This is a genomic window from Aeromonas sp. ASNIH5 (assembly GCF_002902865.1).
Lineage (GTDB): Bacteria > Pseudomonadota > Gammaproteobacteria > Enterobacterales > Aeromonadaceae > Aeromonas > Aeromonas caviae.
Genome location: NZ_CP026122.1, coordinates 568,787 through 581,584 on the forward strand (window position 1 = coordinate 568,787; position 12,798 = coordinate 581,584).

General features: G+C 61.6%; 12 protein-coding genes and 1 pseudogene. 2 read left to right on the forward strand and 11 right to left on the reverse strand.

The features are described from left to right. Nucleotides 1–9: 9 nt before the first annotated feature. From rbsB to C2U30_RS02490, 5 genes are all read right to left on the reverse strand, one after another. Nucleotides 10–885, reverse strand: coding sequence for a ribose ABC transporter substrate-binding protein RbsB (gene rbsB, locus C2U30_RS02470; RefSeq protein WP_103243102.1), 876 nt, complete (start codon nt 883–885; stop codon nt 10–12). A 30-nt stretch (nt 886–915) separates the two neighbouring features. Further along, complete coding sequence (gene rbsC, locus C2U30_RS02475; RefSeq protein WP_039040774.1) at nt 916–1,884, reverse strand: ribose ABC transporter permease; 969 nt, start codon at nt 1,882–1,884, stop codon at nt 916–918. Next, nucleotides 1,881–3,410, reverse strand: a complete 1,530-nt coding sequence (gene rbsA, locus C2U30_RS02480) for a ribose ABC transporter ATP-binding protein RbsA (protein ID WP_103243103.1) — start codon at nt 3,408–3,410, stop codon at nt 1,881–1,883. Before rbsA ends, rbsC begins: the two co-directional genes overlap by 4 nt. A 21-nt stretch (nt 3,411–3,431) precedes the next feature. Then, complete coding sequence (gene rbsD / locus C2U30_RS02485; RefSeq protein WP_103243104.1) at nt 3,432–3,851, reverse strand: D-ribose pyranase; 420 nt, start codon at nt 3,849–3,851, stop codon at nt 3,432–3,434. Between the two features lie 245 nt (nt 3,852–4,096). Further along, nucleotides 4,097–4,714 carry a glutathione S-transferase family protein gene (locus tag C2U30_RS02490; protein ID WP_103243105.1) on the reverse strand — a complete coding sequence of 206 codons (618 nt, stop codon included), beginning with the start codon at nt 4,712–4,714 and terminating at the stop codon, nt 4,097–4,099. Nucleotides 4,715–4,971: 257 nt separating this feature from the next. On the opposite strand from C2U30_RS02490, the gene C2U30_RS02495 reads away from it, so the two are divergent. Both C2U30_RS02495 and C2U30_RS02500 read left to right on the forward strand, forming a co-directional pair. Next, entirely contained in the window at nt 4,972–5,727 is a 756-nt protein-coding gene (locus C2U30_RS02495) for a hypothetical protein (protein ID WP_199767335.1), read from the forward strand. A gap of 60 nt (nt 5,728–5,787) precedes the next feature. Continuing rightward, nucleotides 5,788–6,450, forward strand: a complete 663-nt coding sequence (locus C2U30_RS02500) for a DUF2987 domain-containing protein (protein WP_103243107.1) — start codon at nt 5,788–5,790, stop codon at nt 6,448–6,450. A 70-nt stretch (nt 6,451–6,520) separates the two neighbouring features. Here C2U30_RS02500 and ttcA read toward each other — a convergent pair whose 3' ends face one another. The 6 genes and pseudogenes from ttcA to C2U30_RS02525 all read right to left on the reverse strand — a co-directional run bounded on the left by ttcA (nt 6,521) and on the right by C2U30_RS02525 (nt 12,759). Further along, entirely contained in the window at nt 6,521–7,429 is a 909-nt protein-coding gene (gene ttcA / locus C2U30_RS02505; protein ID WP_010674783.1) for a tRNA 2-thiocytidine(32) synthetase TtcA, read from the reverse strand. Nucleotides 7,430–7,496: 67 nt separating this feature from the next. Then, nucleotides 7,497–8,444 (reverse strand): universal stress protein UspE, encoded by a 948-nt coding sequence (gene uspE / locus C2U30_RS02510; protein WP_103243108.1) that lies wholly within the window; start codon nt 8,442–8,444, stop codon nt 7,497–7,499. 136 nt (nt 8,445–8,580) lie between these two features. Continuing rightward, the gene (locus C2U30_RS02515) at nt 8,581–9,336 is read right to left on the reverse strand and encodes an FNR family transcription factor (protein WP_103243109.1); all 756 of its coding nucleotides are present in this window, start codon (nt 9,334–9,336) and stop codon (nt 8,581–8,583) included. A gap of 68 nt (nt 9,337–9,404) precedes the next feature. Beyond that, nucleotides 9,405–10,091: a sulfite exporter TauE/SafE family protein gene (locus C2U30_RS02520; protein WP_158654939.1), complete on the reverse strand. Its 687-nt coding sequence runs from the start codon at nt 10,089–10,091 to the stop codon at nt 9,405–9,407. Between the two features lie 36 nt (nt 10,092–10,127). Then, nucleotides 10,128–10,280, reverse strand: a pseudogene (gene ccoS, locus C2U30_RS22580) (cbb3-type cytochrome oxidase assembly protein CcoS); the annotation flags it as partial. Nucleotides 10,281–10,362: 82 nt separating this feature from the next. Beyond that, nucleotides 10,363–12,759, reverse strand: coding sequence for a heavy metal translocating P-type ATPase (locus C2U30_RS02525; RefSeq protein ID WP_103244630.1), 2,397 nt, complete (start codon nt 12,757–12,759; stop codon nt 10,363–10,365). Between the last annotated feature and the right edge of the window lie 39 nt (nt 12,760–12,798).

Sequence of the window (12,798 nt, forward strand, 5' to 3'; positions counted from 1 at the left end):
CCCGTCAACTTACTTGTTGACGATTTGCAGCGGTACCGGGATGGATTTTTCCACCGGTTGACCCTTGAGCACCTTGTCGGCGGTTTCCACGCCGATGGCGCCGATGAGGGCGGGCTGCTGGGCCACGGTGGCGGCCAGTTTACCCTTGGCCACGGCGGCTTTGCCATCGTCGGTGCCGTCAAAGCCCACGATCATCACCTCTTTGCCGGCGGCCTGCACGGCGCGGATGGCACCCAGCGCCATCTCGTCGTTCTGGGCGAACACTGCCTGCACGGTCGGATGGGCGGCCAGCAGGTTCTCCATGACGTTCAGACCCTTGGTGCGATCAAAGTCGGCGGGCTGGGAGGCCAGCACCTGCAGCTTGTTGGCGGTGACCGCCAGGGCGAAGCCTTCGCCGCGATCACGGGCGGCGGAGGTACCTGCGATCCCTTCCAGCTGGATCACCTTGGCACCGCTGCCCAGCTTCTCGGCGATGAAGTCGCCAGCCAGCTTGCCACCGGCCACGTTGTCGGAGGCGATGTGGGCCTTGACGTCACCCTGGGCTGCGCCGCGGTCCAGGGTCAGCACCGGGATGTTCGCCTTGTTGGCCAGGCGAATGGCGTTGCCCACTGCTTCGGAGTCGGTCGGGTTGATCAGGATGGCGTTGACCTTGCGCACGGTGAGATCTTCCACGTTGGAGAGCTCCTTGGCCGGGTCGTTCTGGGAGTCCAGCACCACCAGCTCGTAGCCAAGCTCCTTGGCCTTGGCTTCGGCGCCCTCCTTCATGGTGACGAAGAAGGGGTTGTTGAGGGTGGAGACCACCATCGCCAGGGTGTGATCCGCGGCCTGGGCGGTGCCCAGCACGGACATGATGGTGGCAGCGAGCAGGGTATTGAGCTTTTTCATCATTTCATTCCTTGTGTGTGGCGTGGCTTGTTAACGGTTGCTTTTGTTATCGATCATCACGGCAAGCAAAATCACGCTGGCCTTGGCGATCATCTGGTAATAGGAGCTGACGTCGAGCAGGTTGAGGGCATTGTTGAGGAAGCCGATGATGAGGGCACCGATCAGGGTTCCCATGATGCGGCCCTTGCCCCCCATCAGGCTGGTGCCCCCCAGCACCACGGCGGCGATGGCATCCAGCTCGTACCCCATGCCAGCAGTGGGCTGGGCGGACGAGAGGCGGGATGTGACGATGAGCCCGGCCAGTGCCGACAGCATGCCGCACAGACCATACACCGCGAGCTTGACCCGATCCACATTGATACCGGAGAGGCGGGTGGCCGATTCGTTGCCGCCGAGGGCATAGATGTAGCGGCCCAGGCGAGTGTGATTGAGCAGGTACCAGGCCAGCAGGAAGACGATGGCCATCAGCCAGATGGGCACCGGCAGACCCAGCAGGTAGCCGGTCCCGAGCCAGGCGAAGTGATCGGCGCCGTCACTGAAGCCGGTGGAGATGGGGCGCCCCTCGGTGTAGACCATGGTGACGCCGCGCAGGGCGGTCATGGTGACCAGGGTGGCGATGAACGCCTGTACCTTGCCCTTGGCGATGATGAGGCCGCTGATGCTGCCAAGCAGGGCGCCGGCCCCCAGGGTGAGGGGGATCACCAGGCCGATGGGCAGCTCCATGGCCACCATGGTGGCGGCCAGGGCGCCGCACAGGGCCAGTACCGAGCCGACCGACAGATCGATGCCGGCGGTGAGGATGACCAGCGTCATGCCGACCGCCATGATGGCGTTGACCGATGTCTGGCGCAGGATGTTGAGCAGGTTGTCGGCGGTGAAGAAGTTGGGGCTCAGGAAGGAGACCACGCCGATCAGCACCAGCAGCGCGACCAGGGACTTGTTCTCGATCCACCAGGCCTTGCTCATGACGCCGCGGCGGGAAAGGGTTTGGGTTGTCATTGTGCTGCCTCTTGCTCTGCTTGCCACTGTTTACCGACTGCCGCTGCCATCAGCTTCTCCTGATTGGCATCGCGGGTGTTGAATTCTGCGCTGATGCGCCCTTCGTGCATCACCATAATGCGATCACTCATGCCGAGCACTTCCGGCATTTCGGAGGAGACCAGGATGATGCTCATCCCCTCCTTCTTGAACTGGTTGATGAGCTGATAGATCTCCTTCTTGGCGCCGACATCGACGCCGCGGGTCGGCTCATCCAGGATCAGCACCTTGGGCCGGGTCAGCAGCCCCTTGGCGATGGCCACCTTCTGCTGGTTGCCGCCGGAGAGGAGCTTGATCAGCTGATCCTGACTCGGGGTCTTGATGTTGAACAAACGCACATAGTCCCCTACCGCCTGGCGCTCGGCCTTGCCGTCAATCTTGCCGCCACGAATGAACTCGCCGAGGGCGCACAGGCTCATGTTTTCGCGCACCGACAGCTCCAGCACCAGGCCGTCGCCCTTGCGATCCTCGGAGATATAGGCGATACCAGCGGCCAGACCATCGGCCGGGCTTCTGGGTACCAGGGCGTGGCCATCCACCGTCACCTGGCCAGCGCTGATGGGGCTGGCACCGTAGATGAGCTTCATCAGCTCGGTGCGGCCGGAGCCCATCAGGCCGCTAAAGCCCAGAATTTCCCCCTGACGCAGGGAGAAGCTCACCCCGCGCACGCCGGGACCAGCCAGATCGTTCACCTGCAGGCTAACCGGGCCAAGCTCGCGCTCAAGACGTGGGTACTGCTCTTCCAGCCGGCGGCCCACCATCATCTCGATGATCCTGTCTTCATCGAGATCGCTCACCGCCTGCTCGCCGATCCACTTGCCATCCCGCAGCACGGTGACCCGATCGCAGATCTCGAAGATCTCTTTCAGGCGGTGGGAGATGTAGACAATGCCGCAGCCCTGCTCGCGCAGTTCACGAATGACGGTGAAGAGCTGCTCGGTCTCGGTGTCGGTCAGCGCATCGGTGGGCTCGTCCATGATGATGACGCTGGCATCGAACGACAGCGCCTTGGCGATCTCTACCATCTGCTGTTCACCGATGGAGAGATCCCCGAGTCGGGTATCCGGGCCGTGCTTGACGCCAAGTCGCGCCAGCAGACCGCTGGCACGCTCACGCAACTGCTTGTGGTCGATGCTGCCAAAACGGGTGCGCGGTTCGCGGCCGAGGAAGATATTGGCGGCAATCGACAATTCCGGCAGCAGGTTCAGCTCCTGGTGGATGATGCTGATCCCCTGATCCTGAGAGTCGCGGGGGCCCTTGAAGTGCACCGGCTGGCCGCGATAGCTGATGCTGCCGGCATCGGCCTGGTAGATGCCGGTCAGCACCTTCATCAGGGTCGACTTGCCAGCGCCATTTTCGCCGAGCAGGGCCATCACCTGGCCCGGATAGACCCGAAGACCCGCTTCGTCGAGGGCGCGCACACCGGGGAAGGTCTTGACGATCCCGGTCAGCTCCAGAATGGGTGAGAGGGGGGAGGTTGTGCTCATTTGCAGCTTCCTTGAAGAGGCTTAAAACGCCACACCGGCGCAGAGGATCAGGTTGGCGTAGGGAGACACCTCACCGCTGCGCACGATCGCCTTGCTCTGGCGGGAGCGAGCCTTGAACGCTTCGTGCAGGCAGTACTCGATGGTGATGGGCTTGCCTTGAGCCACGGCGTGCGCCTCCAGCTGATCCACCAGCGCCTGATGGGTGGCGGGGCTGATCGCCTTGATCTCGCTTGCCATGATCACCTTCTCCACCACCAGGTCGGTGAGCAAGGCGGTCAGTACGGTTTCAAGGCTGGGGGTGCCCGCCATCAGCGCCAGATCGATGCGCTCCGGCCCCGTCGGAATGGGCAGGCCAGCGTCGCAGACGGTGATCTCGTCGGTGTGGCCCATCTGCGCGACCAGCGCGCTTAAGGGAGCATTGAGCAGCTTGCCTCGTTTCATACAGCACCTCGGCGGCCTGGGACCGCATATGGATATTGAGTTGGGCAATCGGTTACGCAACCGGTTGCGTCATTAGGGCGAAAGATAGGTGTTAACCGTTAACGGGTCTAGGCAGTGATGACGAAAATGTGAAAACGATCTCAGTGACAGGGCAATTTCAGAAGAAACGGGTGTCAGAAGAGCACCCGTCTGAGAGGCGTCGCCGGATGTTGCCCGTACAAAAAGGCGTACCCGGCGCGAGGAGATCAGAGGGCGAGCGCCGCCTGCACTGCGGGGCGGGCCAGCATGCGCTGATAGTGATCCGCCACCTTGGGAAACTCGCTGATGGCCACCCCGTCGCTCTCGAGCCAGCCTGCAATCACGAAGAGGTAGATGTCGGCCAGGCTGAAGCGCTCCCCCAGTACCCAGGGGCCGGCCAGATAGTGGCGCTCAACCTGGTCAAAGCCATCGCGCATGTTCTGCGGCATCTTGGCCTGCATGGCAGCCATGGCCTGTTCATCGTCGGCCCAGCGGCCGGGACGGCGTCCATGGGCATGGGCGACATGGACGGTGGAGACGAGGAAACTGTGTACCTCCTGCATCCTGGCCAGGAGGAAGGGGTCATCCAATGGGGCCAGCCCGGCGTTAGGAAAACGCTGGGCCACGTAGAGCAGCAGGGCCGGTGTTTCGGTCAGCACGCCATGCTCCGTCACCAGTGCCGGGACTCGCCCCTTGGGATTGATGGCGAGGTAGTCGGGGCTGCGCTGTTCACCAGCGGCCAGATCCAGGCGCTTGACAAGGTGAGGGGCACCGGCCTCCACCAGAGCGATGCGCACCGCCATGGCACAGGTACCGGGGGCAAGATAGAGCGTCAGTTCGGACATGACCGTTTTCCTTGTGTGAGAGAGAAGAGCCAGTGGACATCTCGTCCGCCAGCGCGCGCCATCATCCTACTCCCGTTGGACAGAGGGGCCAAGGGTGAGGGGAACCTCATCAAGAAGGGCTGCAAGGCCTTTGGTATCAATGGCTTTCTGAACGGAAGATAACAGGAAAAACGGCTACGCATGCCGGTTCAAACCGCTATAATGTGCCACCTTGGATCAGTCGTCAGTGAATGTTGGACAGTCAATTGAGTAATAGAATGCGGATCGGTGGAACCCTCGAACAGTCCCTCAGCCAGGGATATCGTCTGGACCTGCAAGGGGTGTTGAAAGAGGGGTGGCAACAGACTCGTCGTACCGGTTTCGGATTGGCGCTGGCCATCGCCGGGGTCATGGCAATCTGGATCCTGCTGAGCAATACCTTGCTGACGCCCTATGTCGCCCGTGAAGGGGGGGATATGGATATGGCCCTGATCCTGAGTCTGCTGGTCACGGTGATCATGTCACCCATGACCTCCTCCCTCGACATGCTGGGGTTGCAGCAGTCGGTGGGGGTGCGCGCCCGGCCGAGCCAGGTATTCGACTTCTTCCGTCACTTCCTGCGCCTGGGCAGCCTGAGTCTGCTCGGCAGCCTCATCACCAGCCTGTTTGGCCCCCTGTTCGAGCTGCTGGGCCTGCCGGTGATGCTGGCCTTCATCCCTTCCGCCCTGGTGGGCATGGGGCTGGTGTTTACCGTACCTCTGGTGCTGGAGCGCGGTCTTTCCCCGGCTCAGGCCATTCTGGTCTCCCTCAAGCTCTTTGCCCGGGGCTGGCCCAGCATAGTGCTGCTGCACGGGGTCATGCTGGCACTCTTCTTCCTGGCACTCATCCCCATGGGGCTGGGACTTATCTGGGTGGCGCCGCTCTACTTCAACTGCAAGGGCATTCTCTACCGGGATCTGTGTGGGGTGGCAGTCGAAGTGACCGAGGTTGCCAGTGGCAACGACGGGCAGGGCCCGGATCATTTCAACGCATAACGGGATACCAGGGGTCAGCCGGTGTCGACCCGCCCGGAGCATGATGCAAAAGGATGGCATATGAACAAGCGATACGGGATGGCGGCGCTCCTGCTGGTACCCATGCTGGGACAGGCTGAGCCATCCCTTGAACTCGACTACGGCACCTTCTACAGCCAGATGAAGACCTTCGCCAAGGGGGAATTTGGCCACGCCAGACTGGGCTTTTATCTGGCCAGTCAACAGAACGGTCGGCGCTGCGGGCTCACCTCGGCCCGGGTCTCGACCCCGGACAGGGATGTGCCCGCCGAGGTCACGGTGGATGGCGAACTGCGTCTGCCCTATGACGATGACCTCAACCTCGACAAGGCGATCGTGGTGGTGGGGCTCACCGAGGCCCACGCTGCCTGCGATCTGTCGGTACAGGTGATGGCTGACGCCCCTGCCATACCCGAGGTGCCGCTGGCCGAGCTCGTCTTGCGCCAGCAGCAGATGCAGCGATTGCTCGACAAGATGGCCGGCATGGTCGGCCAGTATTTCCTGCCCAAGATGGAAGGGGTGAGGATCTCCATGGTGGCGCCCGCAGGCACAGCCTACCTTGTGGAGGGAGCCCGTCAGGAGGCCGTCTCCTGGCAGCAGGGGCAACTGCTGCTCAGCAATGCGCAGCTGAAGGGGTTTGCCCTGGGCAAGCTGCAACTGCAAGGGGAGATCCTGCGCCTGACCCCCTGGCTGCACAAGGGGTAGCGACCAGAGTCCGCAGATTGCCAGAATGAAAAAGGAGCGACTGGCGCTCCTTTTCTGTGGGTGACGGGGCTTAGCGCACCTCAATCACGTCCAGCATGTCCATCTCGTCGATGTCCAGCAGCGGCGCCTTGGGCAGCTCTGGCGGATCAAATGCCTTGTCGCCACCGTCGATGATACCGGAGTCGCGGTTGATGCTCTTGAAGTCAAACAGCTGGTGATCGAGCAGGTGGCTCGGGATCACATCCTGAATGGCGGTGAACATGGTTTCGAGACGACCCGGGAAGCGGCGATCCCACTCCTGCATCATCTGTTTGATGGCCTGGCGCTGCAGGTTCTCCTGGGAGCCGCACAGGTTGCAGGGGATGATGGGGAAGGCCTTGACCTCGGCATAGCGCACCAAGTCTTTCTCCTTGCAGTAGGCCAGGGGGCGGATCACCACGTTCTTGCCATCGTCGCTCACCAGCTTGGGGGGCATGGACTTGAGCTTGCCACCGTAGAACATGTTGAGGAACAGAGTCTCGAGGATGTCGTCACGGTGATGGCCAAGGGCGATCTTGGTACAGCCCAGCTCCTGGGCGGTGCGATACAGAATACCGCGGCGCAGGCGGGAGCAGAGCGCGCAGGTGGTCTTGCCCTCCGGTACTTTCTCCTTGACGATGGAATAGGTATCTTCTTCCACGATCTTGAAGTCAATGCCGAGGGTACTCAGGTATTCGGGCAGCACGTGTTCGGGGAAGCCGGGTTGCTTCTGATCCAGGTTGACGGCCACCAGATCGAAATGGATGGGGGCGCTGGCCTTCAGGCTCATCAGGATGTCGAGCATGGCAAAGCTGTCCTTGCCGCCAGACAGGCAGACCATGATCTTGTCACCCTCTTCAATCATGTTGAAGTCGGCGATGGCCTGGCCCACATTGCGCCGCAGGCGTTTCTGCAGCTTGTTGAAACTGTATTTCTCTTTGGCGTTAAGCTCTTCTAGCATGGCCTCAAACCCGGGACAAAAATAAGCGGCTTATTATAGCCATGTCCCGGGGGAGGGCAAGAAACGCTTATGCAGGATGACGCCTGTCATCCACAGGGCAGCTGTAATCGTCGGGTTTGAGGATGAGAATGTCGCAGTTGAGCCTGTCCACCACGTGCTCGGCGGTGTTGCCAAGCAGGGCGGCAGAGAGGCCGGTACGGCCGACGCATCCCATGATCATCAGGGTGGCATTCAGTTCGTCCGCCATGTCCGGCAGCACCTCCTCCGGCAAGCCTTCCGCCACCTTGGTCCACATGTGGTTGATGCCGAACTGATCGGCATGTTCCCGCAGCAGATCTTCATGGTGTTTGCGAATGGCATCGTTGTAGGCGTTGGGATCGAACTCTGGCAGTTCGATGGCGACATTGACCGGAGTGCCCGGGTAGGTGTTGACCAGATAGAGACTGGCACCAAGCAGCTCGGCGATGGCGATCCCCTCGCGGGTGATCCGCTCGTTGAGCACCTTCTGCTCCTTGTCATCGCTCGAGCAGTTGATGGCGGCAATCAGGTTGCCCCCCCGTTGCCAGTGCCCTTCTTTTACCAGCAGAACCGGACAGGGGCATTTGCGCAGCAGGTGCCAGTCGGTGGGGGTGAAGATGAAGGTTTGCAGGAAGGAGTGCTTGTGAGTCGCCTTGACGACCAGATCGTGACGCTGCTCCAGCACTTCCTGAATGACGCACTCGAAGGGACGGTTGTGCCAGAGCACTTTCACTTCGCATTCCAGCCCTCTGGCCCGATAGGGAGTGAGGATCTCGTCGAGCCACTCCCGACGTTGGGCGATGACACCATGGCGCATCTCTTCCCGCTCGTCTGCCGAGAGCATGGCGGTCATCTCGTAAGAGAAGTCGTAAATCGTCAGGAGCAGGGTCAGCTGGGCGCCCTCATCCAGCTCGGCGACCTTGACCGCGCGCTCGAGCGCAATCTGGCGCTCCTCCTCGGGATTGATCACCACCAGAATGTTTCGGTACTTGACCATGTTCTCCTCCTTGGCAAAAAGGCCAATGATGGCAACTCTTTAGCTATTACAGCTTAGTCCAAGGGGGGAGACGGGAAGGTGTGCCGGATCAAATTTCAGGGTGATCCGATCCGGCAAAAAAGGGAGTCAACGGGGATTAACCGCAGGGAGGACGAGTGGCTCCGGCCATGACGCCCAAGGCAACATTGTCCAATACAGTAATGTATTTGCCTTTGACGCTGATGAGACCGGATTTCTGGAAACGACCCAGCAGGCGGCTGATGGTCTCGACGGTGAGACCGAGGTAGTTGCCGATGTCCCCACGGGTCATGGAGAGGCGGAACTCCTTGGCGGAGAAGCCGCGCTCGGAGAAACGAACCGAGAGATTGTGCAGGAAGGCAGCGAGGCGCTCTTCGGCGTTCTTTTTGGAGAGCAGCAGTATCATCTCCTGGTCGCCCATGATCTCGTTGCTCATCAGCCGCATGATCTGCTGGCGCAGTTTGGGCATCTTGCCAGAGAGGTCGTCGAGCACATCGAACGGGATCTCGCACACCATGGCGGTTTCCAGCGCCTGGGCGAAGGAGGGGTGGGCCTGCTTGTGGATGGCGTCGAAACCGACCAGATCACCGGCGAGGTGGAAGGCGGTGATCTGTTCGTCACCCTGTTCGGTGATGGTGTATGACTTGATGGTCCCGGAACGGATGGCATAGAGCGACTTGAACTCATCGCCGGCCTTGAACAACTCTTCACCCTTCTGGATCGGCTTTTTGCGCTCGATGATGCTGTCGAGCTGATCGAGCTCGTTGTCGTTCAGGGTGAAGGGGATGCAGAGCTGGCTGATGCTGCAATCCTGGCAATGAATTGCACAGCCACCGCTCTGAATACGTCTGCCAGGTTTCTTGTCCGGGATCATAGGCTCAAATGAATAATTGATTTATATCAAACAAGTTTACCACCATCTCATCCGTTTTGGATAGGGTTTCAAAAGGACGCCATCCCGATCCAGAGGGTGTGGATCCCGTAGGCAATAAGCAGCAAGGCGCCCCCAAGGCGCAGGCTGCGCAGGGTGAGCCAGTAGCGCAATCGGTCTGCCAGCCCCCCCAGCGCAAACAGGGTCGGCAGGGTGCCGAGGCCGAAAAAGAGCATGATGAGTGCCCCGCCACTTGCGGAGCCTGCGGCAGCGCTCCAGGTCAGCATGGAGTAGACGAGGCCGCAAGGGAGCCAGCCCCAGACCATGCCAAAGGGGAGGGCCTGCCAGGCTGATGTAAACGGGAGAAACCTGCCTGCCAGCGGCTTGATGAGAGGCCAGAACTTCGCACCGATGCGCTCGAGCAGCAAGACGCCATGCCACCAGCCAGCCAAGTAGAGGCCGAGCGCTATCATCAGCAGGGCGGCGATGAAGCGAAGCCATGCCAGGGCGTGTTTGCCAGCGCCTATCTCCGTGGTGGTGGCGAGCAAACCACCCACCAGCGCGCCCGCCAGCACATAGCTCAGGATGCGCCCCAGGTTGTAGTTGAGCAGATAACCGAGTCGGCCCCAAAAATGCTGCTTCTCGGCAGGTATGGCCATGGAGAGCGCTGCGGACACGCCGCCGCACATGCCGATGCAGTGGCCGGCACCGGCAAGCCCGACCAGCAGGGCGCCCATGAGGTCAAGGCTGCTGGTCATGAGGCCTGCTTTCCTGTTCTGCTTGTTGTTCAGGGGGGGCAAGGGACGCTGCTCCTCGTCAAACAGGATGTTGGAGCCCTGCCTGTCGAGATCCTCGAACTGCTCGGAGCGGATGGCCCAGAAGAAGACGGCTCCTGCAATGACAACGAACAGGATGGCGATGGGGATGAGGACGAAGATGATGTTCATGGCGCGGACCCTGTGGTGAAAGGGGGATGATAACCCGGCGAGGCAAGAGGTGCCGCCACCCGGGAGGATGCCAGATGGCTGCTCACCGGTTGAGCCGCATGGAGTTGGTGACCACGATGAGGGAGCTCAGGGACATGCCAGCAGCCGCCAGATAAGGGGGGAGCCAGCCACTTGCCGCCAGCGGCAGCACAAGCAGGTTGTAGCCGATGGACCAGGCAAAGTTCTCCTTGATGATCTTGCGAGTGCGCAGGGCCAGGGCCCGGGCGGCCAGCAGACGGGAGAGATCGTCGGCCAGCAGGATGGCGTCGGCACTGTTCTTGGCCAGATCCGTGCCCCCCGCCATGGCAAAGGACGCGTGGGCGCCAGCCAGCACAGGGGCGTCGTTGATGCCATCTCCCACCATGATGCTGATATCCCCGGCCGCTTCCCGGGCCTTGAGATAGGCCAGCTTGCCGTCCGGGGTGACCCCTTTTACCAGCTCATCGACCCCCAGCTCGCGGGCCAGCATGTCCGCCTGGTCCGAACCGTCGCCGGTGAGAATGGTGGTTTGCAGGCCTGCCTCCTTGAAGGCCTGGATCAGTGCACCGGCATCGGGGCGCAGCGTGTCGGCCAGGATGAAACGGGCCAGCAGTCCGTGTTCATCGGCCAGATAGATGGTCAGCCCTTGAGCGGCATTCTCTTCTTGCGCCAGTTCGAGCCAGCGTGCACTGCCGATGCGGTAATGCTTGCCCTCAATCACTCCCTGCACGCCGTGGCCGATGACGGGGGTGACGTCGCTGGCGGCGAACGGCACCCCGTCCGCCAGTGGTTTGCTTCGAAACGCACGGGCGATGGGATGCTCGGAGTAGGTCTCCAGGGCCTGGGCGAGGGCGAGGCAGCGGGCTGCATCGAGCTCGCCGAGGGGCTGGGTGCTCACCAGGCTGATGTTGCCCGTGGTCAGGGTCCCCGTCTTGTCCATCACGATGCGGTTGGCCCGGGTCAGAATGTCCAGCACGTGGCCGCGGCGCAGTAGGATGCCGCTGCGGGTCAGGTTGGCAGTGGCCGAGGTCAGTGCGGTCGGGGTGGCCAGCGAGAGGGCGCAGGGGCAGGTCGCCACCAGCACCGCCAGGGTGACCCAGAAGGCCCGCTCGGGCTCATGAAAATGCCAGAAGGTCCAGACCCCGGCCGCAATGATCAGGAGCACCAGGATAAAGTGGCGCGACAGCACGTCCGCCAGCTGGGCGATGGCGGGCTTGTCGTCCAGAGCATGATCCTGCAGGCGCATGATCTGGGCCAGGCGCGACTCTTCAATGGAATGGCTGACCCGGATCTCCAGGGGGGCATCGGTGTTGATGGTGCCTGCATAGACGGGATCTCCGGCCTGTTTGAGCAGAGGCAACTGTTCGCCAGTCAGCATGGATTCGTTGAGGCTGGCCTGGCCCAGGGTGACGATGCCGTCTGCCGGCAGGGTGGCCCCCGCAAGTACCCGCACCCTGTCTCCGACTCGCAGCGTCTTGGCGGCCACCTCGTGTTCGCCGTCATCATCGATGCGGGTCGCCATGATGGGCACCAGGCGCGCCAGGTTGGAGCTCGACTCCGACGCCTTGCGCCTCGCTCGCAGTTCCAGCAGACGGCCCAACAGCAGGAAGAAGACGAACATGGTGATGGAGTCGTAATAGACCTCACCCGTGTTGAAGACCGTGGCCCAGATGGAGGCGACGAAGGCGCCGATCAGTGCCAGCGACACCGACACATCCATGGAGAGGTGCCCCTGCTTCAGGCTGCGCCATGCCCCCACGTAAAAAGGCTGGGCCGAGTAGATCATGATGGGGGTGGAGAGCAGAAGGCTTATCCACTTGAAGTAGATCATGAACTCCTCTTCCACGCTGATGAAGAGGTCCATGTAGAGTGCCACGGCGCACATCATCACCTGCATGGAGCCAAGGCCGGCCAGCGCCATGCGGAACATGTAGCTGCGCACCTCTTTGGCGTAGAGCGCTTCCTGCTGATGAGTCTGGAAGGGATAGGCGCGATAGCCGACCCTGGCAAAGCCCTTGAGAATGTCGCTCAAAGAGAGCTGGGCCGGATCCCACTTGATGCGGGCGCGATGGGTGGTGGTATTGACGTTGATGTAACGCAGACCGCGCAGGGTCATCAGGTGCCGCTCGATGAGCCAGGCACAGGCGGCGCAGGTCAAACCTTCCACCGTCAGTTGGATCTCGCGCGTCGTTTCGCGACCCGTACCGGTGTCGGTGACGAACTCCTGCTGCACCTCCGCCAGATCGTAGTGGGTGAGGGCGGCGAGCTCTTCGGGCACCAGTTCCCCCTTGATGCCGGGAGCGGTGCGGTGTTCGTAATAACTGGCGAGGCCGCATTCGAGAATGGTCTGTGCCACGGCCTGACAGCCAGGGCAACACATCGGCTGAACGATGCCTTTGATCTCGAGAGTAAAGTTACTGCCAGTGGGAACCGGTTCACCACAGTGAAAACAGCCGGTCATGGTGATCATCCCTCTTTGATGCAGCCCTGCAGGCCGGGT

Bases quoted from the DNA above. Each gene is read 5' to 3' on its own strand.
- rbsC (WP_039040774.1), bottom strand. From the start codon at position 1,884: ATGACAACCCAAACCCTTTCCCGCCGCGGCGTCATGAGCAAGGCCTGG.
- C2U30_RS02520 (WP_158654939.1), bottom strand. From the start codon at position 10,091: ATGACCAGCAGCCTTGACCTCATGGGCGCCCTGCTGGTCGGGCTTGCC.
- C2U30_RS02500 (WP_103243107.1), top strand. From the start codon at position 5,788: ATGAACAAGCGATACGGGATGGCGGCGCTCCTGCTGGTACCCATGCTG.
- C2U30_RS02525 (WP_103244630.1), bottom strand. From the start codon at position 12,759: ATGACCGGCTGTTTTCACTGTGGTGAACCGGTTCCCACTGGCAGTAAC.
- rbsA (WP_103243103.1), bottom strand. From the start codon at position 3,410: ATGAGCACAACCTCCCCCCTCTCACCCATTCTGGAGCTGACCGGGATC.
- rbsB (WP_103243102.1), bottom strand. From the start codon at position 885: ATGAAAAAGCTCAATACCCTGCTCGCTGCCACCATCATGTCCGTGCTG.
- C2U30_RS02495 (WP_199767335.1), top strand. From the start codon at position 4,972: ATGCGGATCGGTGGAACCCTCGAACAGTCCCTCAGCCAGGGATATCGT.
- rbsD (WP_103243104.1), bottom strand. From the start codon at position 3,851: ATGAAACGAGGCAAGCTGCTCAATGCTCCCTTAAGCGCGCTGGTCGCG.
- ttcA (WP_010674783.1), bottom strand. From the start codon at position 7,429: ATGCTAGAAGAGCTTAACGCCAAAGAGAAATACAGTTTCAACAAGCTG.
- C2U30_RS02490 (WP_103243105.1), bottom strand. From the start codon at position 4,714: ATGTCCGAACTGACGCTCTATCTTGCCCCCGGTACCTGTGCCATGGCG.
- C2U30_RS02515 (WP_103243109.1), bottom strand. From the start codon at position 9,336: ATGATCCCGGACAAGAAACCTGGCAGACGTATTCAGAGCGGTGGCTGT.
- uspE (WP_103243108.1), bottom strand. From the start codon at position 8,444: ATGGTCAAGTACCGAAACATTCTGGTGGTGATCAATCCCGAGGAGGAG.